Source organism: Cryptosporangium minutisporangium, from assembly GCF_039536245.1.
Taxonomy (GTDB): Bacteria; Actinomycetota; Actinomycetes; order Mycobacteriales; family Cryptosporangiaceae; genus Cryptosporangium; species Cryptosporangium minutisporangium.
Map to the genome: position 1 here is coordinate 39,407 of NZ_BAAAYN010000064.1, position 24,041 is coordinate 63,447.

Annotated in this window: 19 protein-coding genes; 11 read left to right on the plus strand and 8 right to left on the minus strand. The window is 71.8% G+C overall.

Annotated elements, in window-relative coordinates:
* The first annotated feature begins 61 nt into the window (after positions 1–61).
* Positions 62–352 (plus strand): hypothetical protein, encoded by a 291-nt coding sequence (locus tag ABEB28_RS38510; protein ID WP_345733244.1) that lies wholly within the window; start codon positions 62–64, stop codon positions 350–352.
* 136 nt (positions 353–488) lie between these two features.
* Here ABEB28_RS38510 and ABEB28_RS38515 read toward each other — a convergent pair whose 3' ends face one another.
* The 6 genes from ABEB28_RS38515 to ABEB28_RS38540 form a co-directional block, all read right to left on the minus strand.
* Positions 489–4,049, minus strand: coding sequence for an ABC transporter transmembrane domain-containing protein (locus ABEB28_RS38515; RefSeq protein WP_345733245.1), 3,561 nt, complete (start codon positions 4,047–4,049; stop codon positions 489–491).
* Between the two features lie 4 nt (positions 4,050–4,053).
* A complete protein-coding gene (locus ABEB28_RS38520; protein WP_345733246.1) occupies positions 4,054–7,299 on the minus strand; it encodes an AAA family ATPase in 3,246 nt (1,081 codons plus the stop codon).
* Positions 7,300–7,583: 284 nt separating this feature from the next.
* Positions 7,584–8,249, minus strand: a complete 666-nt coding sequence (locus tag ABEB28_RS38525) for a Crp/Fnr family transcriptional regulator (RefSeq protein ID WP_345733247.1) — start codon at positions 8,247–8,249, stop codon at positions 7,584–7,586.
* 15 nt (positions 8,250–8,264) lie between these two features.
* Positions 8,265–10,391, minus strand: a complete 2,127-nt coding sequence (locus tag ABEB28_RS38530) for a serine/threonine-protein kinase (protein ID WP_345733248.1) — start codon at positions 10,389–10,391, stop codon at positions 8,265–8,267.
* Between the two features lie 29 nt (positions 10,392–10,420).
* Positions 10,421–12,259, minus strand: coding sequence for a hypothetical protein (locus tag ABEB28_RS38535; RefSeq protein WP_345733249.1), 1,839 nt, complete (start codon positions 12,257–12,259; stop codon positions 10,421–10,423).
* A gap of 208 nt (positions 12,260–12,467) precedes the next feature.
* The gene (locus tag ABEB28_RS38540; RefSeq protein ID WP_345733250.1) at positions 12,468–12,617 is read right to left on the minus strand and encodes a hypothetical protein; all 150 of its coding nucleotides are present in this window, start codon (positions 12,615–12,617) and stop codon (positions 12,468–12,470) included.
* Between the two features lie 271 nt (positions 12,618–12,888).
* Between ABEB28_RS38540 and ABEB28_RS38545 the strand changes: the two genes are divergently transcribed.
* The 6 genes from ABEB28_RS38545 (at position 12,889) to ABEB28_RS38570 (ending at position 17,919) form a co-directional block, all read left to right on the plus strand.
* Complete coding sequence (locus ABEB28_RS38545) at positions 12,889–13,554, plus strand: GntR family transcriptional regulator (RefSeq protein WP_345733251.1); 666 nt, start codon at positions 12,889–12,891, stop codon at positions 13,552–13,554.
* Between the two features lie 362 nt (positions 13,555–13,916).
* Positions 13,917–14,663 carry a biuret amidohydrolase gene (gene biuH / locus ABEB28_RS38550; RefSeq protein ID WP_345733252.1) on the plus strand — a complete coding sequence of 249 codons (747 nt, stop codon included), beginning with the start codon at positions 13,917–13,919 and terminating at the stop codon, positions 14,661–14,663.
* A 34-nt stretch (positions 14,664–14,697) separates the two neighbouring features.
* Positions 14,698–15,420 (plus strand): cysteine hydrolase family protein, encoded by a 723-nt coding sequence (locus ABEB28_RS38555; protein WP_345733253.1) that lies wholly within the window; start codon positions 14,698–14,700, stop codon positions 15,418–15,420.
* Positions 15,421–15,430: 10 nt separating this feature from the next.
* Entirely contained in the window at positions 15,431–17,143 is a 1,713-nt protein-coding gene (locus tag ABEB28_RS38560; RefSeq protein ID WP_345733254.1) for a regulator, read from the plus strand.
* 57 nt (positions 17,144–17,200) lie between these two features.
* Complete coding sequence (hpxZ, locus tag ABEB28_RS38565; protein WP_345733255.1) at positions 17,201–17,614, plus strand: oxalurate catabolism protein HpxZ; 414 nt, start codon at positions 17,201–17,203, stop codon at positions 17,612–17,614.
* Complete coding sequence (locus ABEB28_RS38570; protein ID WP_345733256.1) at positions 17,602–17,919, plus strand: antibiotic biosynthesis monooxygenase family protein; 318 nt, start codon at positions 17,602–17,604, stop codon at positions 17,917–17,919. Before hpxZ ends, ABEB28_RS38570 begins: the two co-directional genes overlap by 13 nt.
* Positions 17,920–17,972: 53 nt before the next feature.
* Here ABEB28_RS38570 and ABEB28_RS38575 read toward each other — a convergent pair whose 3' ends face one another.
* Positions 17,973–19,328 carry a class I adenylate-forming enzyme family protein gene (locus tag ABEB28_RS38575; RefSeq protein WP_345733257.1) on the minus strand — a complete coding sequence of 452 codons (1,356 nt, stop codon included), beginning with the start codon at positions 19,326–19,328 and terminating at the stop codon, positions 17,973–17,975.
* A gap of 212 nt (positions 19,329–19,540) precedes the next feature.
* Between ABEB28_RS38575 and ABEB28_RS38580 the strand changes: the two genes are divergently transcribed.
* The 3 genes from ABEB28_RS38580 (at position 19,541) to ABEB28_RS38590 (ending at position 22,046) form a co-directional block, all read left to right on the plus strand.
* Positions 19,541–19,957 carry a hypothetical protein gene (locus tag ABEB28_RS38580; protein WP_345733258.1) on the plus strand — a complete coding sequence of 139 codons (417 nt, stop codon included), beginning with the start codon at positions 19,541–19,543 and terminating at the stop codon, positions 19,955–19,957.
* A 278-nt stretch (positions 19,958–20,235) separates the two neighbouring features.
* Complete coding sequence (locus ABEB28_RS38585) at positions 20,236–21,468, plus strand: RsbRD N-terminal domain-containing protein (protein WP_345733259.1); 1,233 nt, start codon at positions 20,236–20,238, stop codon at positions 21,466–21,468.
* 44 nt (positions 21,469–21,512) lie between these two features.
* On the plus strand, positions 21,513–22,046 hold the full coding sequence (locus ABEB28_RS38590; RefSeq protein WP_345733260.1) for a PaaI family thioesterase: 534 nt from the start codon (positions 21,513–21,515) through the stop codon (positions 22,044–22,046).
* Positions 22,047–22,096: 50 nt separating this feature from the next.
* On the opposite strand, the gene ABEB28_RS38595 is transcribed toward ABEB28_RS38590, so the two are convergent.
* Entirely contained in the window at positions 22,097–22,735 is a 639-nt protein-coding gene (locus ABEB28_RS38595; RefSeq protein ID WP_345733261.1) for a TetR/AcrR family transcriptional regulator, read from the minus strand.
* A gap of 392 nt (positions 22,736–23,127) precedes the next feature.
* Between ABEB28_RS38595 and ABEB28_RS38600 the strand changes: the two genes are divergently transcribed.
* Positions 23,128–24,015, plus strand: a complete 888-nt coding sequence (locus tag ABEB28_RS38600) for a carbon-nitrogen hydrolase family protein (RefSeq protein WP_345733262.1) — start codon at positions 23,128–23,130, stop codon at positions 24,013–24,015.
* Positions 24,016–24,041: the final 26 nt, after the last annotated feature.

Consider the following 24,041-nt stretch of genomic DNA (forward strand, 5'->3'; position numbering starts at 1 on the left):
GCCGAGGTCAGCGGGACTGGGCGGGGGCTAAAAGGGGTTATATGCCGTATTCTTACGTTTCATGCGGGTGCGCTTGGCGATCAACGACCTCTTCTTCGTGCTCGACGAGAAGATGTGCGAGAAGACCCTGGAAGCGAATCTCGCGGAGGTCGGTCCGCTGACGCGGCAGGACCCCGAGGACTACATGATGAACACGCTCAGGGCGCGGCTCTCCACCGGCCACGACGCGTGGATCATCGGTCACCGGGCGCTGCCCGATCCGGCCCGACACACCCTCGACCCCTACGGCTCGCCCGGCCGCCACTGGATCCGTGCGGCAGCCGTCTACTACCTAGCCACCGTCCCCGGATAGTGCACGGCCCGCCCAGAACGGCGCTGACAGGCGAGCGCGCCTCCTTATGGCGGAAAACCCTGAGGCCACGGCGTCGGCGCGCTCGACTGCCAGCGCCGCCCTGAGCGGGCTCCAGCGCCGTAGTACATGCAAAGCCTTAGGACGCGGGGGGTAGGCGGCGGAGTTCTGGGGGCAGCATCCTCACCTGGGAGAGGCGCTCGCCGCCCAGGGGCGCGGACGGGGCTCGGCGCGCGTTCAGGGCCGCCGCCACCGGCGGGAGCTGCGTCGCCAGGTGGTAGAGCGCCTGCTCGGTGAGGATCCCCAGCTCCATCCGCCGATCGGCGTGCAGCTCCGCAGCGGTGTCGTCACCGAGCAGCGCACCCAAGCCGAACACCTGGCCCGGCCCGAGCTCGGCGACCTGCACCGAGCGGCCGGCCGGGTCCGGGGCGAACACCCGGCCCTGCCCCCGCACCACGACCGCGAGCTGTCCGCTCCGCGCAGGCAGCGCGTCCCCGCGCTCCAGCCGAATCTCCCGGAGCGTCTCGGCCGCGACGCGCAGCCCGGCGGCGTCCAGACCCGCGAAGAACGGGACCTGAGCCAGCGCGCCCGCCGGATCCGCGATGTCGCCGGAGGTCTCCGACGGCCGCGGCAGACCGTTCTGCTCGGCCCACAGGTCGGCGTAGACGCCGCCCAGCGCGACCAACTCGTCGTGCCGGCCCTGCTCGACGACCTGACCGCTCTCGAGCACGTAGATCTGGTCGTAGTCGACGATCGACGTCAACCGGTGCGTCACCGCGATCAACGTCCGGCCGCTGCTCACCGACTCCAGCGTCTCGGCGACCAGCCGCTCGGTGCGGGGGTCGAGCGCGGACGTCGCCTCGTCGAGCAGGAGCACCGCCGGATCGCGCAGCAGCGCCCTGGCCAGCGCGAGCCGCTGCCGCTGCCCGCCGGACAGCCGCACGCCGCGCTCGCCGACGGGGGTGTCGTAGCCCCGAGGCAGCGTCGTGATGTATTCGTGCAGCTGAGCGGCGCGCGCCGCCTTCTCGATCTCCTCCGGTGAGGCGCCAAGCCGCCCCAGGCCGATGTTGTCGCGCAGCGTCCCGTCGAACAGGAACGTCTCCTGGAACACGACGCCGAGCTGACCGCGCAGCGAGGCGAGCGTGGCCCCCCGGATGTCGCGGCCGTCGAAGAGCACCGCGCCTCGGTCCGGGTCGTAGAAGCGCATCATCAGCTGCAGCGTCGAAGACTTCCCGGCGCCGGTGGGGCCGACGAACGCGACCTTCGTGCCCGCCGGAATCGTGACGTCGATGCCGCGCAGCGTGGGCCGGTCGCCGTCGTAGGAGAACGAGAGGTCCGCCAGGCGGATCTCCCGCCGCAGCGGCGGCAGCGGAGTGGCCTGCGGGTGGTCGTCGATGTCCGGCTTCGCGCCGAGGATCTCGTTGACCCGCTGCAGCGCACCGGTCGACGTCTGGATCTGCTGCCCGATCCCGGTCAGCGCGGTCACCGGGCCGACCACTGTCGAGATCTGGGTGATCGCCGCGACGAACGCACCGACGGACAGGTTTCCCTCGATCACGAGGTAGCTGCCGACCAGGAGCGTGACCAGCCGCAACGTCGTGACCACGGCGTCCACCGAGAGGTCGAACAGGCCGCTGAAGAGCTGGAGCGACAGTTGGCGGGTGAACAACCGGTCGGACTGCCGCTTGAACCGGCGCCGCTCCTCGTTCTCCAGACCGAAGGCCTGGACCACCGCGTGCGCCTGGTAGCTCTCGGCCGCTACCGAGACCAGCCCGCCGACGTTCTCCTGCACCGCTTTGCTGCGTTTGAGCGCCGGCCCGTCCAAGCGCCGGTAGATGAACGCGACGATCGGCGCGCCGGTGAGCACGATCAGCCCGAGGATCCAGTTCAGGGTGAGCAGGACCCCGGCGGACACGATCAGCGTCAGCGTCTGGAACAGGCCGTCCCGGACGGTGTTCGACAGCCCCTGCTCCAGTTGGCCGACGTCGGACAGCAGCCGGGACAGGATGTCGCCCTGTTTCCGTGCCGAGTACCAGCGGGCCGACAGCGACTGCAGCCCGCTGAACATCTGGGTGCGTAATTCGCGGACGATCGACGAGCTGACGAACGCCGAGACGTAGTTGCGCCGCAACTCGGCCAGCAGGCCCACCGCGAACGTGGCGGCGAGCAGACCGACGATGCGGATGACGGTGTCGAAGTCGGCGGTGCCCTGGGTGAGCTCGTTGACCAGCCGGGAGAACGCGAACGGGAACACCGCGACGAAGCCGAGCTCGAGCAGCAGGTAGAAGCCGATCTCGATCTCGCGCCGGAGGTACGGCCGGATGTAGCGCCCGGCCAGCCGCAGGAACGCGGTGATCCGGACCTTCTCCTCCTCGCCCTCCAGCGTGCGGAGCCACTGCTCCTCCAGACCGGCGAGCCCGGTGCCGTAGACCTCCTGCACGGTCAGGTCGGTCTGGCCGGGGCGGGACGTGGTGAAGACCTTCAGGAGGTCGGCCTCGCTGCCCCGCTCCAGCAGGAACCGGACGAACGACAGCGCCATCAGCGTCCGCAGCTCGCCCTCGGCCCGGACCAGCGGCGGCAGGCCGTGCTCCTCATCGATGTCGGCGAGGTAGGCGTCGGCCGACGGCACGCCGCACAGATGCAGGCCGTAGCCCTCGATCAGCAGCTCGACGTCGCGGGCGGCAGGCAGCGCGGCGCCGAAGAACAGCGCGAGCGGGCGCTCCGGCGGCTCCGGCGGCGATTCAGCGGTGACGACCACGAAGATCTCACCGCGGGCGGCGTCGACGACCGTGCCGGACGTCAGGATCATGCCCGGGTCGTCCGGGTCCGGGAACGGGTCGACCAGGCAGATCTGCGGCTTCACGCCCCAGGGCTCGGAGCCGAGGCCGGCCAGTCGCTTGCGGGCGCGCTTGACCGCGGCGGCGTAGCCGTTCGCGGCCGCCTCACCCGCACTGCCCGGCCGGTACCGCAGGACCGCGGCGTCGGTCTCCTTGGCGACCATCTCCTCGAGCGCGGGCCGGACCGGCAGCAGCGGCTGACCGGTCTGGAACGCGGACCCCTCGGCAGCCGCCCCGTCGTAGCGCGGGGAGCTGTCCGGGGGAGGAGTGACCACCGCACGCCCGGCCACCGGCACCTGCGCCGAACCCAGCGCCGGAGGCTTCGGGGAGAACGAGCCGACCGCGGCGGAACCGACCGCAGGCTGGACCGGCGCGGGCACCTGCGCACGCCCGGCCGCGGGCGCGGCTGCTCCACGGTCCGCCGGCTCGTCCCGCGGCGCGCTCGCCGCTCCGGCGGCTCCCGCGCCGGGTTGCGGACCGGCCACCCGTGCGCTTCCGAGCGCCGGTGCGCCGCCACCTCCGGGAGGCGCCTCGGCGGGCGCGCCGGGCAAACCCGTGTCCGTCGGCGCCTCGTCCAGCGGTCCGATCACCGCGATCCGGACGTCGCCGAGCCCGACGACGTCGCCCGGCTCCAGCAGCGTCTCCGCCTGGATCGCGACGCCGTTGACCGTGGTCCCGTTCGTACTTCCGAGGTCGCGGACGGTCAGGAAGTCTTCGACGCTGGTGAGCGCGGCGTGCCGACGGGACGTCTCCGGGTCGGAGAGCAGGATGCCGGACGCGTCCCGGCCCACCTCCACGACACCGTCGATGACCGCCGTTCGTGCCGCGAGTCCGCTCTCGCGGACCTCGACGAGCTGCGCCATCCGCTCACCCACCCAGCCGCAGCACGACCGAGCGCGCCCGCGCTCCGGCGATCACGTTGCCCTTGCGTTCGTACCGGTCCAGCGCCTCGGACGCCGTCATCCGCGCACCGATCGGATCTCCCAAGAGCTCCAGCACCTCCGCCAGGTCGAGCAGGGCGTCCGCCTCCACCGTGGACAGCCCGGTGCCCCGGACCGCGTTCACCGCCGACCTGGCCGCGGTCACCGCCTGCTCCACCCGGCCCAGCCGGGCCAGCGCCTTTCCGCGGGCGGCCCGCGCGGTGGCCTGCGCGACGACCTCGTCGCTCGGGGCGGCGCGCTCGGCGTCACTGGCCAGCTGTGCCGACTCGGCGAGCACGCCCTGGGAGTACCGGGCCTGCGCGAGCAGCGCGAGCAGGTTCGACAGCACGTACCGCTCGCCCATCTCCGCGCACTCCTCGGCGCCGGCGTGCAGCTTCGCGGCTGCGGCCGCCGGGTCACCGGCCAGCATCTCGACGTAGCCGCCGAGGTAGGCGAGCGAGACCGCACGGACCCGCAGGCCCAGCCGGTCGGTGATCGCCTGGGCGGCGACCAGGTGCTCGCGGGCGTCGTCGAAGCGACCGGCCATCGCGGACAACCCGGCCAGCGCCCCGCGCAACCGCACCTCGGCGGTGCGGTTGGTCGAGACCTTGGTCAGCTCGGCCCGGTACTGGGCGATCGTCGGCTCCACCGGTGCGTCCCCGAGCACGGCGGCGAGCGCGAACGCCTTCGCGATCGCCTGCCGCCGTCCGTCGGCACCGGACCCGGCGCCGCTGGCGTCCGCGTCGGTCCGCGCGCGGTCGGCGTTGTTCACCGAACGCGGCAGCCACCGGACGTCGCGGAGCAGCGTCCAGCTGGCCGCGACCGATCCACCACCGGCGCCACCCAGCTCGACGGTGGTCGTCAGGTCGGGCAGCGGCTGGCGGTCATCGGTGCGCGCCGGTGCGGCGGCCTGGTCGTCGGCCGAGGGCCCGGAGAGCAGCCGCAGCACCGACCGGACCTTCTCGGCCTCCGCGCGGAGCTCCGTGTCGCCGGTCCGGTCGGCCGCCGTCGCGGCCTCGGTCAGCAGATCGGCCGCGCGGGTGAACTCGCCGCGCTCAACCAGCGCGGCAGCGAACTGGGGCAGCAGACCGACCCGGCCAGGGTGCTCGGCGGGCAGCAGTGCGGTCGCCCGCCGGAGCAGCGTGATCGCGGCCGGCATGTCCCGCCGCGCGAACGCCCGGCGCCCGGCCCGCCCGAGGTGCTCGGCGGCGCGGCGGGAGAGTTCCTGCGTCTCGGGGTCGGCCGGGCCGATACCGGTGCGGTACCGGGCGGCCTGCTCCAGGTGGTAGCCGACGATCTCCTCCAACTCGGGCAGCCGACCGGCGAGTGTCTCCTCCATCCACCGTCCGGCGGCCTCGTGCAGGTGCGCGCGTTCCCGCTTCGACAGCGAGTTGTAGGCGGCGTCCCGCATCAGCTGGTGGCGGAAGCGCAGTGCGCTCTCGCCGTGCAGCACGGAGCCTTCCGGGCGGAGCAACTCCTTGCGTACCAGCGACAGCAGCGCGCCGGTGACGTCACGTCGCTGCTCCGGCGGGGTGAGTGCGGCGACGCCGTTGCGGTAGAAGACGTCGCCGACGACGCTGGCGCGCTCCAGCACGCTCCGCTCGTCCTTCGACAGGCCGTCCAGGCGGGCGGCGAGCAGCGCGGCGACGCTCGGCGGCACCGCCAGCCGGTTGATCTCGGCGGTCAGCGTCCAGCGCCCGTCGACCCGGTCGAGCAGACCGTCGTCGAGCAACATGCCGACCAGCTCTTCGATGTAGAGCGGGTTGCCCTCGGCCGCCTCGACGATCCGGGCGCGGACCTCCTCGGCGCCCACGGCACCGTCGAGCAGGTTGTCCAGCAGCGCCGCCGACTCGGCCGCGGCGAGCGGTTCGAGCATCAGCGTCCACGTGTTGGTGCCGCCGCTCCACTCCGGACGCGCCTCCAGCAACTCCGGCCGGGACAGGCAGCAGATCAGCACCGGGCTGTCCCGTAGCCACTCGGCGAGCCGGAGGATCAGGTCGAGGAGCGCCGGCTCGGCCCAGTGCAGGTCGTCCAGCACCAGCACCAGCGGACGCCGGGCCGCGAGCGCGGAGGCGAAGCGGTACATCGCCTCCGGCAATTCCTCGACGCTGCCGGTCGGGACGGTCTGCGCCGCCGGATCTGCCGGGGTGGTCGGCTCGCCGAGCAGCCCGGCGAGCGCGGTGACCGTCCGGTCGTCGCCCGGGAGCAGCGTCGAGAGTTTGCGGCGTACCGCGGCGATGTCCTCCTCCGGACCCACGCCTGCCGCTTGGCGAACCACCTCGGCGAGCGGCCAGTAGGTCAACCCGTCGCCGTAGCTCAGGCACTGGCCACGCAGCACGGTCGCCCGGTCGCCGACCTTGCTGAGCAGCTCGTACAGCAGCCGGGACTTCCCGGCTCCGCCCGAGCCCAGCACGGTGACGGTCCGGACGGTGCGTTCCGCCACGGTGCGCTCGAACAGCTGCTCCAGGAGGGCCAGCTCCTGGGTCCGCCCGACGATCGGGGCGTCCAGCCGGCGGGCGTGGCCGGAGGCGCCCGGCTTGACCGCGAGCAGCCGCCAGGCGTCCACCGGGACGCCCCGGCCGCGGACCGTCATCGGCGGCAGCATCTCGGCCTTGACGGCGTCCCGTGACAGCTTGTAGGTCGCGTCCCCGATCAGCACGGTGCCGGGGTCGGCCGCGGTCTCCAGCCGGGCCGCCACGTTGACGACGTCGCCCAGCGTGATGTCTTGGCCGAGGAACGCCGCGCCGATGACCACCTCACCGGTGTTGACGCCGGTGCGCAGGTTCAGCGTGACCTGCCAGTCCCGCTCCAGCGTCCGGTTGAGGTCCTCCAGCGACGCGTGCAGCTCCGCGGCGGCGCGGACGGCACGCAGCGCGTCGTCCTCGCGGGCGTTCGGCAGCCCGAACACCGCCATCACCGCGTCGCCGATGAACTTCTGGACGCGTCCGCCGTGCTTCACGTGGATCGCTGTCGCGTGCTCGTAGTAACGGGTCATCATCCGGCGCAGCACCTCGGGGTCGAGGCGCTCGCCCAGCCCGCTGGAGCCGACGACGTCGGTGAAGACAACCGTGATCGTCTTGCGTAGTTCCCGGGTGTCGTCGGAGGTGAGCGCGTTTCCGCAGGAAAAGCAGAACCGAGCCTGCGGCGGGTTGTTCTCCTCGCCGCAGTTCGAGCACCTGAGCACGGTCGGCACGGAGGTAGCGTAGGCGTCCGTCGCCTCCTGGCCTACCCGGACTGACGGGGACCTGACTCCGTGGGGAAGCTCACGAGCCGTGTCCGTGGTGACGAGGGACCGGGGCGCTGGGTGTGGGCCGAACCGCAGCCGACGGGCGGTGTCGGCACCGTGGAGCGCATCGGCTCCCAGCGACGTGAACCGCGTGGCCTGAGTGGTTCTCGTGTCCGGCTCGGCGGCCGGTGTGTCACGCGCGGAGAAGCGAACGGTCGGTTGGTGGTCGGCCTGCGGGCCCGAGGGGCCGCTCACCGGGCCTTACGGACGAGTGCCGCCGGGTTGAGGATCTCGATCTTCGAACGTCCGATCGCGATGATGCCGGCCTCCTCCACGGCGCGTAACGCCTGGTTCGTCGTGGGGCGCGAGGTACCGGCGAGGCTGGCGATGACCTCCTGGGTCAGCGGTACCGCGACCGGCCGGGTGCGCCCGTCGTCGTACGCGCGGGCCAGCGTCGCGAGGCGCCGGAGCACACGTTTGTCCGCCGGTAGGTACAGGAACTCCAGCAGCCGGCCGTTGAGCCGTCGGACCTCGTTCGCCAGCAGCTCGGCCAGTACCCGATCGACTCGCGGGTACTGCTGACGCAGCGCGTCGAAGCGGTCGCGCTGCAGTGACAGCGTCTCGCACCCCTCCAACGCGGTCACCGTCGCCGACCGCACCGCCTTGTGCGGATCGGCCTCGAGCAGGGCCAGCTCGCCGACGGTCTCGCCGGGCCCGAGGACGGCCAGCGTCACGCTGTCCCCGGCCCCGGTCGTCACCCGGACGCTGACGTGGCCGGACTCGATCAGGTGTAGCGAGTTCGCCGGGTCGCCCTCGTGGAAGAGCACCTCGTTGCGGCGGAACTTCCGGCGTCGGGCGACGGCCAGCAGCTCACGCCGCTCTTTGTCGCTGATCATGGACAGCGTGGACCACTCCATCGACCGCGACTCCCCTTAAGATCCGAACTTCACCGAGTCGAGCAGAGCTTTGAACTTGGCCTCGTTCTTGCTCCACGCGCCCTCGGATGCGAAGAAAACGAGCACCACGTTCTCGGCGCCTGCCGGATCGTTCACGACGAAGCAGCGGATGCGAAGTTCGCCGTCGCCGTCGTCCGCGCGTAGCCAGCCGTCGTGCCGGGTCGCGTCCCGGCCGTCGACGACCGTGTCTTCCTGTCCGCTCAGCGTGGGCGCGGTCGGTAGCTGGTTGATCAGCGAGTTCTTGCGCTCCTCCGGGGTGTCCGCGAACGGAGTGGTGCTCAGCAGCGAATACACGCCGACCACCGAGTCCGGGTCGTCGCTCAGCGCACTGCGGAGCTGGGTCCAGCCCGCGCTCGTGCCGGGCGAGGTGAACAGCGCGGAGGCCTCGTCGGCGTGCGGCGAGAACGTGAGGTTCGTGCCGGTGCCGACGCGGTCCCAGCTCTCCGGGTAGTCGAAGGACACCGGCAGCGTCGTCGTCGCGTCGAAGTGTTTCGTTCCCTCCTCGAACGGCTTGACGACGAGGAGCAGCACGAGCGCGATCACCACCACCAGCGCTCCGGCGAGCCCTCCGATCAGCAGTTTCCGCCCGCGCCCGGAACCGGGTGTGGGCGGCGTCGCCTGGCTGGGCGGTGCGGAGTACGGGTACGGCGGAGCCGAGCCCGAGTGGGGTGGTGACGAGTACGGGAACGGCGGGGCCGACCCGGGGTGCGGCGGTGCCGAGTACGGGTGCGGCATCTGCTGGTTCGGCGGTGCCGACTGTGGCTGCGGCGGTGCCGACTGGGGGTAGCCGCTGGGCGGGAACTGCGTCGGCGAGTACTGGTTCGGATACGTGCCGTGCGGTGGGGCGCTGGCCGGCGAGTACTCCGACCCCGGGTACTGGGCACCTGGGTACTGGGAGCCCGGGTACGGGACACCCGGCTGCTGGACGCCCTGGTGCTGGACGCCCTGGTGCTGGACGCCCTGCTGATGTTGGGCGGCCTGCTGGTGTTGGGCCGCCGGCAGCGGTGTGCCGTGCGGTTGCTCGGTGGCACCGGTGGACGGCGGCGCCGACCAGCCCGGCACCGGCGGACCCTGGGTGACCGGCCCCTGCGTTCCCTGGGTGACCGGCGGCTGCGGACCAGGCGGCGCCGACGTCGGGGAGTGCGGCGTCGGCGGGGTGTCCGTGGGACGGCCGGACGGCGGCGCGCTGCTGGGGCTGACGCCGGTGCCGTCGGCCGCGCTGGCCGGCAGCGTGACCTGCTGGCCGCCGAACGCCGCGCCCAGCGCGGTGATGAACTCGCCGCAGGACGAGAAGCGGCCCTCCGGACCCTTGGCCATCGCGGTCGCGATCACCTGGTCGACGGCGGTCGGGATCTCCGGACGCACGGAGCTGACCGGCGTCGGCATCTCCATCAGGTGCGCCCAGAGCAGCGCGGCGTCGTCGTCCCGGATGAACGGGACCTTGCCGGTCAGCGCCTGGTACACGACGCAGCCCAGCGCGTACACGTCGGTGCGGGCGTCGACCGGCTTGCCGCCGATCTGCTCCGGCGCGACGTAGTCCATCGTCCCGACGACGATGCCGGTGGCGGTGACGCCGGTCAGCGACGACGCCCGCTTGGTCAGGCCGAAGTCGCTCAGGTACACGTGGTCGCGCCCGACCGGCGTGGTCGCGGCCGAGACCAGGATGTTGGCCGGCTTTACGTCGCGGTGCACGAGACCGGCCTGGTGGGCGGCGTCCAGCGCAGCGCCCACCTGACCGAAGAGTGCCATCGTCTCGTCGACGGTGAGCGTCCCGCGTCGCTTGAGCACGACCTTGAGGTCGGCGCCCTCCACGTAACGCATGGCGAGGTAGAGGTGACCGTCGGCCTCGCCGGCCTCGTAGATCGGGATGATGTTCGGGTGATCGAGGGAGGCCGCCAGACGCGACTCGCGGAGGAACCGCTGCCGGAACTCGTCGTTCTGGGCGAGTTCCGGCGCCAGCACCTTCACCGCGACGATGCGGCCCAGCCGGGTGTCCTCCGCGCGGTAGACGTACGCCATCCCACCGCGCCCGATCAGCGACTGCAGTTCGTAGCCCGCAGCGCGAAGCCCGTCCAGGCGCGCGGACTCGACTGGATCGTTCATCGCTGACCACCGGTTCGGTTCGACACGTCTCAGTGCACCCGGTTCCCGCAGTAACCGCAGAACTGCTGCCCCGGCTGGAGCGGCTGCCCACATTGGTCACAGCTGCCGGCGGCGTCACCGGTGGAGCCGGTGCCCTCGCCCTGGCGGGCGAGCACGCTGGCCGGTGCGCCCTCGGCACCGGGTGCGCCGCTCGACGAGTCACCGGCCACGACCGTGGCGCCCGACGGGTCGCTCTGCTGCCCCGGTAGGGGCGGGGGCGTCGACGGCGACAGCCGGAGGACGGTCTGCGCCTCGGAGTTCGGATCGGCGTAGGGGACGCCCGACGACGGCGCACCGTACGGAGTCTCGCTGTAGCTCGGCACCCCCGGGTAGGGGTTCTGAGCCGGGTAGGCGCCACCGGAGACACGCGGGTCGACCCAGCCGGGCGGTGCCGACGTCGGCCAGCCGGCGGGCGGCGCGCTGGCCGGCGACCCGACGGCCCCGGGATACGGCGCGCCCAGCGGCACCTGGACGCCTGGCTGGCCGTAGCCGGGCATCAGGTTGGGGTCGATCGGCGGTGCGCCGGCCCCGGAGCCACCCTTGCCGCCGCGTCCCCGCAGCAGCACGGCACCGAGTAGCAGTACCAGCACGAGGATCGCGCCGAGACCGCCCCAGAGCAGGATGTTGCCGGGGCCGTCGGACTCGCCGGAGCTCTGCTCGTCGCTGCCGAAGCCGGAGGTGTCGGTGGCGCCGTCGGTGCCCTTGTCGGCCGACGTTCCCTGACGCTGCTTGGCGATCGCGAGCTTCTCCGTGGCCAGCAGGTGGCCCGGGTAGAGCTTGAGCACCTGCGTCAGGTTCGGCACCGCCGCGCTGTAGAGGCCGTTGTTGTAGTTGTGCAGGGCGTTCTCGTACGTGAGGTCGGTGGGGCCGCGCTCGGCCTTCACGTCCACGGCGGCCAGCGCCTCGGTGACCTGCTCCGGCCCGACCAGCTTGATGTCGTTGCCAGACGGACTGAGGAAGCCGACGACCTGCCCCTTCTCGGAGACGACCGGACCGCCGAGCAGGCCGGCGGGCAGCCCGCGCTTGAGCTCGGCCAGGTAGTCGTCGTTGGGCCGGACGACGCCACTGCCCTTCTTGGTGAAGTGCACCTGGATCGGCTTGAGCGACTTCTCGTCCGTCGGCGTGTTCATGAAGCCGAGGGTGCTGACCGCTTCCACGTTGTCCGACGAGGTGCCGAGCACCACCGACGGCATGCTGCTCGCGCCGATCTTCAGCACCGCCACGTCGGACTTCTGGCCGCCGGTCGGGTACACGACCTGGGCAGGCAGGTCGCCGAACTGCTTCTGGTCGGCGACGTACGGCTGCACGGTGACCACGGCCTGCGTGAAGATCACGCAGCCGCCGCTCTCGTCGGTGGTGTTGCCCTGGTAGCAGCGCTGCAGCCGCTTGCTGACGACGTCGCCGGTGTTCGCCGAGGGCTTGGCCTTGCTGTACGGATCGGCCGGCATCGGGGCGCCGTCGCCGTAGCGCTCGTTGAAGATCTTGTTCACCGCGAAGATCGCGGCCCGGTTGAGGTCGACGCCGGTCACGGCGGGTGACGTGACGATCGTGCCGCTCGGGTTGACCACGAAGCCGCTGCCGGTACCCAGCATCGGCTGGTAGGAGCGCTGCACGAGCGAGATGTCGTTACCGGACGGCCCTTGGAAGTTGTGCTCGATCAGCGAGATGCTGACCTTGCCGTAGGTCATGATCCGAACCACGGCCGGAGAGATCAGCTCGACCGGCGTCGGGTGCTTGTGGGCCTGGGCCGGGGTGGCGATACCGAGCGTGAGGGCCGAGACGCAAACAGCAAGAACCGCTGCGGTCAGCCGGAGACGAGGCAGACGCATGAGGAGTTCCTCCACTCGGAGGTGTGACGATGAGCGTCGATGTTCGGCGGTAGCCGGCGCCTGTGACTGGACCATGAATCCGGAGAAAGTTATCACGCGGTCCAGGTCGGCGTAACCGGACAAGTGGCCGGTCCAGGGGGTGGAGTCAGAACCCCGACACTGTCCCCGTGGACCGGCTGAGCTGCACTGTCGCATTGCGAGGGTGAGGTCAGAGCGCGGTGCGCGCGGCCGGCGCCGGTAGGTCTACCTGGCCGGGCCCTGGACGACCGACGCACCCACCCGGCGCGGGCCGCGCCGACGCGTCGAACCGGTCGCAGGGGCAGCGCCGGTCGGTGCTGGTGTCCAGAGAGATGTTCATGGCCCGGTCCTCCGCGAATGTCGTCGGCTAGTTCGCTTCAGATTGCTGGCACGGCCCCGAACCGGCGATCGTGGCGGCGACGTCCGGAACGTTCGCTCGCCAACAGTGCCGTCGTTTCGACGGTCGGCCGAAGGTTGACCGGGCGGGGCGCGGATTTGTCTGTCCGGTCGGGGCGGAGTCCGCCGTTCGGTGGGTCACCCGGAGGGCGTCACCGGCGCGCGCGTCGGGCCGCTCCACGGCGTGCAGGGACACTGCTGGCAGACTCAACGGGGTGGAGAACGTCGCCGCGCCCTCCGACACGGGCGCGCTGGAAACCCCGAGCCTGGTCGACCTGGCGGTCGCGAGGCTGCGTGCGGACATCCTGAGCGGCGGTACGGAACCGGGCGAAAGGCTCGTCGAGGAGCAACTCACTCGGCGCTTCGGGATCAGCCGCGCGCCCCTGCGGGAGGCGCTCCGGCTGCTCGCGCAGCAAGGCCTGGTCGACCACTTCCCGCGCCGGGGGGCTCGGGTGGCGACGCTGACCGACGCCGACCTGCAGCAGCTCTACGGGGTGCGGGATCTGCTGGAGCGGTACGCCGTCGAGCAGGCGTTCCCGATCGACGATCCGCGGCGGCTCGTCGCGCTGCACGCCGAGTTGGACGCGATGCGAGCCGCCGACGAAGTCGGTGACCGGTTCGCGATGGCGGAGGCGCACCGGCGGTTCCACGTCGCGCTGGTGGCGCTGGCGAGCAATCGCCAGCTGGCGTGGGTGCACGAGTCGGTGCTGGTGAAGACGCAGCTCTACATGGCGATCAACCTGCGGCGCGAGGCCGATACCGGACACGGCACCCACAACGTCCTGCGGCACCAACGTCTGTACGACGCGGTCGCCGGCCGCGACCCGGAGACCGTGCTGTCGGAGCTGGCCGCGCACGGCGCCCGCCAGTACATCAGCTAGCTGGCGCCCGGCTGCGCTCCGGCGCCTTCGCGCTCATTTACGTCGAATTGGCCTTCAGGGCGCTCGTGGAGACGGATTTGGCGTAAATGAGCGCGGCGCCACGCGGTCGAGGTGGCGCGGCCGGTAGGGATCTCTGTCATCGAGACGTAACACAGCTGAGCGTCGTCGGTAAAAGTTCGCTCGACAATCGACTGTATGCAATCCGACGAGCAGCGGCCCCAGATGCTGCGCCACGGTCCCGCGTGGCGGCCGGAGCCGACAACCGACCGTGGGTCTCGCTGGGCGCCCGCCGTTCGGTCGCTTGCCGGGCAGGCCGATCGCCCCGACCGCCGCGGTGGACCGCGCGCTGGAGAGGAAGAGTCATGGGAACACCCGGGCCGGCCCGCATCGGGCCCGTTCGCGCAGAGCCCTACTCGTGGCCGTACGACGGCGCGGTACCGGTCGACCGCGCCGCGCTGATCTGTATCGACTGGCAGACCGACTTCTGCGGCCCCGGCGGCTACGTCGAGACCATGGGCTACGACATCACCCTGACCCGGGCCGGCCTACCCGCCACCGCGCGGCTGCTCGCCCACGCCCGGGCGCTAGGGATGCTGGTCATCCACACCAGAGAGGGGCACGACGCGGAACTCTCCGACCTCCCGCCGAACAAGCGCTGGCGGTCGGCGCGGATAGGCGCGGAGATCGGCGCGCCGGGCCCCTGCGGGCGGATCCTCGTCAAGGGCGAGCCGGGCTGGGAGATCGTCCCGGAGGTCGCGCCGGTCGCGGGTGAAGTAGTGATCGACAAACCGGGCAAGGGTGCGTTCTACGCCACGAACCTCGATCTGGTGTTGCGGACGCACGGCATCACGCACCTCGTCCTCACCGGCATCACCACCGACGTCTGCGTGCACACCACGATGCGCGAGGCCAACGACCGTGGCTACGAGTGCGTGATCCTCTCCGACTGCACCGGCGCCACCGATCCCGGCAACCACGCCGCGGCGCTGCACATGGTGACGATGCAGGGCGGCGTCTTCGGCTGCGTCAGCACGTCCGGCGACGTCATCGCGGCCACCTCGATCCCGGTCGCCGCCGCAGCTCCCGAGCCCGTTCCCGCACCTCACTGACCGGACGCCAACCCCGTCGGAAGGCGATACGCCGATGACAGTCCTGTCCGTCGATGCCCGCCCGTACCCGTTCACGTTCGACCCGGCGACGACCGCGCTCGTCGTCATCGACATGCAGCGCGACTTCATGGAGCCCGGCGGCTTCGGGGAGACGCTCGGCAACGACGTCAGCCTGCTCCGGTCGACGATCGAGCCGACCGCCGCGACCCTGACGGCGTTCCGCGCCGCCGGGATGACGATCGTCCATACTCGCGAAGGCCACCGGCCCGACCTCTCCGACCTGCCGGACGCCAAGCGGAACCGCGGCAACCCCACGCTCCGGATCGGCGACGAGGGGCCCAGGGGGCGCATCCTCGTCGTCGGCGAAGAGGGCCAGGACATCGTCGACGAACTCCGGCCGCTGCCGGGCGAGGCGGTCGTCGACAAACCCGGCAAGGGAGCGTTCTACGCCACCGAGTTCGGTGACCTGTTGCAGCGCGCCGGGATCACCAGCCTGGTCGTGGCCGGGGTGACCACCGAGGTGTGCGTGCACACCACGGTCCGCGAGGCCAACGACCGCGGGTACGAGTGCCTGGTGCTCTCCGACTGCGTCGGCTCGTACTTCCCGGAGTTCCACCGGATCGCGCTGGAGATGATCGCCGCCCAGGGCGGCATCTTCGGCTGGGTCACACCCTCATCGACAGTGCTCGACGCGCTGGCCGCGTCGGCCGGCGAGGGGTCACCCACCACCTCAGTCCTCAGCCAGAGCGCGTCGTAAGGGGAGTCCGATGGTCAAGCTGAGCCTGCCCGGCAGATCCGGAACGAGCACACTTCCGCTCTGGGTCCGTGGCGACACCAACGCGTTCTTCGGCCTGGGCATCAACGTCCTGGTCAACGTGTTGACGCTGTCCGGTCTGTGTCTGTTCGTCGTGCACATCCCGAAGGACGACGTCTTCGGCTCGATCCTGCCGGCGCTGGGCATCGCGCTCGTCGTCGGCAACGCCTACTACACCTACCTCGCGCGGAAGCTGGCGGCGCGGGAGAACCGCAGCGACGTCACCGCGATGCCGTACGGGCCGAGCGTCCCGCACATGTTCATCGTGGTGTTCCTGATCATGCTGCCGATCTACCTGGAGACGAAAGACCCGCTCCAGGCCTGGCAAGCCGGTCTGGCCTGGGCCTTCATCATCGGCGTCATCGTGCTGATCGGAGCGTTCGTCGGTCCGTACATCCGGCGGTGGACGCCCCGGGCCGCGATGCTCGGCACGCTCGCGGGTATCTCGATCACGTTCATCTCGATGCGGCCGGCCGGGCAGATGTGGGCCCAGGCCTGGATCGCGCTGCCCGTGTTCGCGCTGCTGCTCGTCGGGCTGTTCACCGACCTCAAGCTGCCGGGGAACATCCCGATCGGGCTGGCGGCGCTGGTGCTCGGTACCGCGATCGGCTGGATCGGCGGCGCGATGTCCGTCCCGGACGTGAGCGCCGCAGCCGAGGACATCGCGTTCGCGGTCCCGAACTTCCACTTCGGTGAGCTGTTCGACGGGCTGAGAGAGGTCGGGCCACTTCTGGCTACGGCGATCCCGCTCGGCGTCTACAACTTCACCGAGGGCATGACGAACGTCGAGAGCGCGGCCACCGCCGGCGACAACTACAACCTGCGCAGCATCCTGCTGGCCGATGGTGCCGGTGCGGTGATCGGCGCCGCGCTCGGCTCCCCGTTCCCGCCGGCGGTCTACGTCGGGCACCCGGGGTGGAAAGCGGCCGGTGGCCGGGCCGGCTACTCGTTGGCGGCCGGCGTCGTCATCGCGATCCTCTGTTTCCTGGGTATGTTCTCGCTGCTCGGCGCCGTGCTGCCGACCGCGGCGATCGTTCCGATCCTGCTCTACATCGGTCTGCTGATCGGTGCTCAAGCCTTCCAAGCGACGCCACGCGCGCATGCGGCGGCGGTGGTCGCGGCGCTGATCCCGAACATCGCGTCCTGGGCCACGGGGCAGATGGACAACGCGCTCGCCGCAGCTGGTACGACCGCGGCGGCCGTCGGGGAGGACGCGCTGGCGAACGCCGGGGTCGTCTACGGCGGTCTGACCACGCTCGGGCAGGGTGCGGTGCTGGCCGGCATGGTGCTCGGAGCGCTGGTCGTCTTCCTGATCGACAAGAAGTTCATCAGGGCCACGGTGGTGGCCGTGGTCGGCGCGGTGCTCTCGTTCGTCGGGCTGATCCACGCGCCGGAGGTCGGCTGGAACATGAACGGGCAGGTGGCGCTCGGCTACCTGTTCGTCGCGGTGGTCTGCGCGGCGTTCGCGGCGAGCCGGCCGGCGCCCCGGGTACCGGACGCCGAGGAGATCGCGCTCGACCGCCTGCACGGTGGCGGGGCGGCCGTCCAGCCGGGCGAGGAGCCGGCTGGAACGCTCGTCCCCGCCGCTGATGTGATGCCCGCGCCCCGGACGGTGCCCGCCGACGAGAAGCTCGCCGACGAGAAGGTCACGACCGCCGAGAAGTGAGGTCCACCGGCTCCGCCGCCCCGCTGGGCGGCGGAGCCGTCGCGTTCAGGAGGAAGAATGCAGATCGACCGACCGGAGATCGTCGCCGAGGTCCGCGCGGCGTTCGCCTCCTATGAGGAGGCGCTGCGGCGCGACGATCGGGACGCGATCCTCGGCTGGTTCTGGGACGCCGCGGAGACGGTGCGGTTCGGCATCGCTGATCGGCAGAACGGTGCCGACGAGGTGCGCGCGTGGCGAGCGGAGCAGCCGCCGGTACCGGCCGGGCGGACGCTCGCCGACACACGCATCACCACGTTCGGCGCCGACTACGCGGTCGTGACCACGCTGTTCACCTACCCGTCCGGGGCGGCGACCGGGCGTCAGTCGCAGACCTGGGTTCGGCTCCCGGTCGGCTGGCGTGTGGTCAGCGCGCACGTCAGCGAGGTAGCGAACGAGGCGGTGCAGTTAGGCTCGCCTTCATGGCTGTCGTGAAGATCAACGCGATCGAGGTTCCCGAGGGTGCAGGCCCCGAGCTGGAGAAGCGGTTCGCCGCCCGGCACGGTGCCGTCGAGGGCTCGCCGGGATTCCTCGGGTTCGAGCTGCTGCGCCCGGTGGCGGGGGAGACCCGCTACTTCGTCTACACCCGGTGGGAGAGCGAGGAGCACTTCCAGGCGTGGGTCAAGGGCCCGGCGATGGAGGCACACTCCGGCGAGCGCGCCCGCCCCGTCGCGTCGGGTTCCTCGCTGCTCGAGTTCGAGGTAATCCAGAGCGCCGACCCGAAGCCCGCCGACGCCTGATCCTGAGGTTGTGTGCGTTCCGGCCGGTCAGAGGCTGCCGGAACGCACACACCTCAGCGGAGGCCCAGGGCGGTGGGGAGATCCAGGCGGCGGATCTTGCCGGTTCCGGTTCGGGGCATCTCGGGTACGGAGTGGTACTCCTTGGGACGCCGCGCCGGGGGCAACTCGGCCGCGGCGAAAGCCTGGAGCTCATCCGCGCTCGCGCTGCCCACCACCGCCGCGCACAACCGCTGGCCCCAGTGCTCGTCTTCCACACCGAAGACGGCGATCTCCTCCACGCCCGGGCACCGGTCGAGCACCCGCTCGACCTCCCGCGGGTAGACGTTGACGCCGCCGGTGATCACCAGGTCGTCCCGGCGCCCCTCCAGGTAGAGGTAACCGTCGGCGTCCAACCGGCCGATGTCCCCGACGCTGAACGCGTCACCGCGCCAGGCGTCGGCGGTCTTCTCGGGTGCGTCCCAGTAGGCGAACCGGGCATAACCCGGCACCGCACACCACACCACCCCGTCCGCGTCCACCGACAGTTGCCGATGCGGCCGGGCCCGGCCGACGGTGCCGGGGCGTGACCGCCACTCGGTCGCCGGGCAGACCGTGAACTGTCCCTCGGTCGATCCGTAGAACTCCGCGACGACCTCGTCGCCGAACGCCTCGACGACCCGCTCCTTCAGCGGCGCCGGGCACGGCTCGCCGGCGTGGGCGAGCAGCCGGAACGAGCTCAGCGACGGCAGCGGTCCGGTCGCCAGCAACCGCCGCAGCTGGGTAGGGACGCAGAACGTCGTCGTCGGTCGGTGCTCGGAGATCACCGCGAGCGCCACCGTCGGCTCGAACTTGCCCGGCAGCAGGACGGTGCCGCCGGAGAGCAGCGTCCCGGCGGCGAATCGCAGCGGTGCCGAGTGGTAGAGCGGCGAGAGCACGAGATGCCGGTCGGCGGCGTCGAACCGCCAAAGTTCGACCTCCTCGGCGAGCAGCGCGTCGGCGTCGTCAGGAGTCAGGACGCCGGACCAGACGCCCTTCCGACGGCCGCTCGTCCCGGACGTGTAGTGCATCGGGCGGCCGAGCGGTGCCGGCGCGAGCGTCAGCGACGGGCCGGTGAGCAGCGCGTCGACGGCCTCCGGACCGTCCACGGTCAGTACCGGCCGGCAGTCGGCCAGCAGTTCGGCGCGCTCGGCCGCGGGCAGTCCCGGGTCGAGCATCACCGGGATGACGCCGCGTCGGAGGGCGCCGAGGACAACCGCGAGCACCCCGCTGGTGGGTTGCGCGAACACCGCGATCCGGTCGCCGCTGACCACGCCCGCCTCGTACAGTCCGCCGGCGGCCGCACGTTGCAATGCCTCGTGCTCGACGGCCGTCACGACCTCCACGCTGGCTGCCTCCTCGCAGATCCCGTCTTCCCCGGTTCGGGGGATCACCGCCTCAGTTTGCCGGTCGCCGCGCGGCCGGGCCCGCCGACCCGCGCCCGGCGCCGGGTGCGGCTAGGGTGCGACCCTGCTCCGCCCTTCAGCCGACCGTTCGCCCGCCGACAGGGCAATCGTGCTGAAATCGCCCGAACCGGCTCATCGCCGGGACGGGATCCCGTCCGTTGTCGAGGAGCCGCATGTCCGCGGAGTTGTCAGGATCGTCCATGCCCGGTGACCTGGACGAGTTGCTGCGCCTGCACGAAGCGCGCCAGGCGCTCGCCGCCCGCGCCGCCTACAGCCTGCTGCGGATCAGTGCCGCTGTGCCGCCGGACCACCGAGCGGTGGTCGGGGCTGCGGACGCCGGTCAGCGGGCCGGCGCCTGGCTGGCCGGCGTCTCCACCAACCCCGGCCGGTGGACCAGCCGTGCGGTGCTCGCCGCGGAGGTGACCGAGCTCGACGTCCTGCTGGCGGACCTGCGTGCGCACCTGATCGTCGTCCTCGACTGGTTGAGCGTGCACCTGGGCGCCCAGGTGGCCCGCGCGGGTCTGACGCACTCGATTCGCGTGCCGCGGACGCTGCTCGCCGAGTGCACGGCGCTCGTCGACGACCTCGCAGACCTGATCCCCGCCGCTGCCGCCTAGGCCGAGCGCGCTCCGCGCTCGGTGACGGCGGCAGCGGCCGGGGCCGCCGACGGGGTGGTGCCGGCATCCCGGTCGCGATCACGCCCGCGCCGACCACGTAGCGCGGACGCTGCCACGAAGACCGCACCCCGGTCGCACGTTCCGGTTGTCCGGACGGCGGCTCGGGCACCACCCCGTGGGCCCCGACCTTCGAGCAGCGGCACGGATCGGACAAGACTCTTCTTCAGCCCCACCGCAAGAGCCTTGTCACACGCTGACAAAGCTGCTGGGGTGGCCCCATGGGGCGGAACAGTGTCCGGCGAGCGGTACTCGACGCCGAGGACACGATCGGCGACCTCGTGGTCGAGCGGATCGTCGCCGAGATTCCGGCCTACCGGGCTCTCGACGTCCGGCAGCTGGCCGAGGTGCGGGCGATCGCGCTCTGGATCTTGCGCCGCATTCTGGACTCCTGGGTCGAGGGCGCCGAGCTGGGCGTCGAAGATCTGGCTCGGGTTCGCGGCATCGGGGCCGCCAGAGCCGCCGACGGACGGCCGTTGCCGAGCGTCCTGCGGGCGTACCGGGTGGCGGCGAACACGGCGATCGACCAGATCGTCCAGCTGGTCGAGCCCATGCTGACCGTGCCGGACACGATCGCGTTCACCCGGCTCTGGCTGACCAGCTTCGACCAGCTGACCGAGGCCATCTACGAGGGGTACAGCGCCTCCGCCGAGCGGCTGACCACCGACCGTGACCGCGCACTCCGCGACTTCCTCGACGACCTCCTGGTCGGACGCCAGGCGCACCCGGGCGCGGCGGCCGACCGATCCCGCGCGCTCGGCATCACGCTGCCCAGCCCGCCCCTGTTGCTGGTCGCGGAGCCCGCGGACCGGCGGGGGAGCCGCGGAACAGCACCCGCACCGGCCGTCGCGCCGGCGTTACGACTCGGCCAGGATCTGGCCGGAGCGCTCTGCCCAGACGGCGGAACGATCGACCCCGACGCCGGGCCGCTGGTCACTGCCCGTGGCCACCGAGCCGTTCTCCTCCTCCCGTCCCGCGACGAGGACGCCGTGCGCGCCGCCCTCGCCGAGCACGGCTGCCGGGGCTGCGCGATCCGGCCGCCGCGTCCGGACACGCTCGTGGACGCCCATCGCCTCGCATCGCTCGCGCTGGACCTCGCACCGGAGGACGCTTACGAGGGTGGTCCGCTGCTGGGCGAGTCCGACGGGCACGCGCTGGCGCTGCTCGCCGGGCGTCCGCCCGCCGGGCCGGAAGCGATGGCACGGCAGTTGCTCGGCGCGCTGCTCGACCCCGGCCAGGAACACGTCCGCCAGGGTCTGGACGCGTTCCTGGCCGCCGGCTCGGCGACGACCGCGGCCGCGCGGGTCGGCCTGCACCCGCAGAGCCTGCGTTACCGCCTCCGGCGGGTCCGGGAACTCACCGGACGGGACCCGCGGCGGAGCTGGGACCGGTTCGTGCTCGATCTCGGGTCGCGGATCGCAGCCTCGCCGCTCGGTGCGGCTCCAGGCGACTGAGCCGCGACGTTTGGCCACCGCAGAGAAGCGCGACGGAGGAGCACATGACCGACGAACAGCTCGTGTCCGAGCGGGGGATCCCGGCCGGGGAGCGGTACGCCGACGGCGACGAGTGGGAGAACCGGGGCAGCGCCGGGCCGCACCTCTGGCGGACGCTGGGGTACCGGCGGGTCGGCTGGTCGCCGGGGCGCAGCGTGGTCGAGTGGGACGCCACGGTCGACTACTGCTTCCCGTCCGCAGGCGGCCCGATCGTCCAGGGTGGCCTGGTCACCGCGCTGCTGGACGCCGCGATGGGTGGGGCGTGCTGGACCGTCCTCGACCGGGACCAGGCGTTCCTCACCGCCGACCTGCGGGTGGAGTTCCTGCGCAGCTCCCGGCCGGGGCTGTTACGGGGGACCGGTGAGGTGATCCGGCGGACCCGGCGGGTCGTCTTCTGCGCGGCGGAGCTGCACGACGCGGACGGCGTCCTGCTGGCGACCAGCCGATGCACGCAGGTGCTGCTGCCTGCCGACGGCCGCGCCGGACGCTACGGCCCGCCGGAAGCAGACGGTGGCCCCCCGCGAGACGCCCGCGGCTAGCGTCCGTCGGTCCGGGTGTCGAGGGAGGGTGAGCGGCGCGCCGACCGCGGTCAGTGGTCGCCGCTCTCCTTCGCGACGCCTCGGACGCCGGCCAGGATCAGGTCGACGAGCTGATCGAGGTACTGGTCGCTGCGCTCGCGGGCGACGTCGCGCAACTCGGCAGGCGTCACGGCGACGTGCATGATCGTCGCGCCCAGGATCGCGTCGAGCACCAGGGCTGGAGACGTTCCGGGCGGTAGTTCGCCGCGGGCGGTCGCACGATGGACGATCTGCCGCGCGGCCAGCACGGTCGGGTGCGTGACCCGGTCGCGGTGCTCGGCGAACTCCTCGTGGACCGCGCCCTCGACGACCAGCCGCATGTACGTGATGCCACCGTCGGCCCAGAACATCCCGAGCAACTGGCCACCGAGGTGCCGCAGGTCCGACCGGATGTCGCCGGTGTCGACCGAGACGTCCACCGAGGCCCGGGCGGCCAGCGCGTCGAACAGCAGTTGCTGTTTGCTGTCCCACCGCAGGTACAGCGACGCTTTGCCGACTCCGGCGGCGCGCGCGACTCCGTCGATGGTGAAGCCGGCCCACCCTTTCTTGCCGAACAGATCGATCGCGGCGCGGAACACCCGATCTTCCAGTGCGGGGTCGCGTGGCCGCCCCCGCGGCGCGGGCGTGCGAGTGGGCGAGGTAGTGGTCACAGGCTGTCCCCCACAGCTCGGGGTCGTGGGTCGTGGGCCGGGCGTGAAAGGCAATCGAGCCTACCTCTGCCCCGCCCGGCGAGGTGCCGGGTCCGACTGGACCGGTCGGGCCTTTCTGCCCGCCGAACGGGGGGGCGCATCCGCCGCGGAAGCGGAGGAAGCGCGGGAATCGTTCGATAGTGAGACATCGCAGGCTGCGACATGAGTTTATTCCGGCTGTCATCGCACGTTAATCGGCGCCGTCTGCACTGAGAGCACGATCGGCAGCGCGTAGCGAACCGGGCGTGCCGGCTCCCGCATCGCGGTGAGTCGGCAGGCTGCGCTGAATCGGTTCCGCTCGGCAGGTACCGGTCCGCATCAGCCGCTCAAATCCACGACCGGATGGGGAAGCGATGAGGACGACCAGGGTCGCGGCGGTGGCCGCGCCGTTCGGACGCGATCTCGACGAGTGTTTCGGCCGCATCGAGCGGGTGCTCGCGCTCGCTCGGGCGCGCGGCGTCCAGCTGCTGGCGCTGCCGGAGGCGTGCCTCGGGGGCTACCTCGCGGACACGGACGGCACGGTCGGCACGGGAGGCGCCGGAAGCACGGACGCGCCACCGGCGCTCGACCCCGACGGTCCGGAGATTCGGCGGCTGGCCGAGCTCGCCGGGGGCATGGTGGTCTGCGCGGGCTACTGCGAACGGGGCATCGAGCGGGCCACCGACGGTCCGGATCGGATCGTCAGGTACAACAGTGCGGTGTGCGTGACGGGGGACGGCGTGCTGGGCCGCCACCGGCAGTCGCACCAGCCGGTCGATGACCAGTTTGGCGCCTTCGATACTCCAGTGGGCAGAATCGGGATGATGATCTGTTACGACAAGGCGTCTCCCGAGGCTGCCCGAGCCCTTGCGGCGGACGGGGCGGCGATCGGCGTCTGCCTCTCCGCATGGCCAGCCAGCCGTACCAATCCGTCTCCCGACCTGGGCCGCGACCGGTGGACCCGGCGGTTCGACCTCTTCGACCAGGCCCGTGCCGTCGAGAACCAGTTGCTGTGGCTCTCGGCGAACCAATCCGGCCGCTTCGGTGACCTGCGCTTCGTCGCGAGCGCCAAGGTCGTCGACCCGGGTGGTGACGTGCTCGCCACCACCGGGATCGCCGCGGGTGCGGCGATCGCGGACGTCGACGTCGACGAGGCGGTCGGGCTGGCCCGCCGCGCGATGGCCGGCCGGATGGGCCCCGGCGTGAGCGCGCACCCCGACGGCGCCGCCCCGGGAAGCGTTCCGGTCGCCGCGTGGCAGTGAGCTCCTGGTTCTCCCTTCGTTCCTGG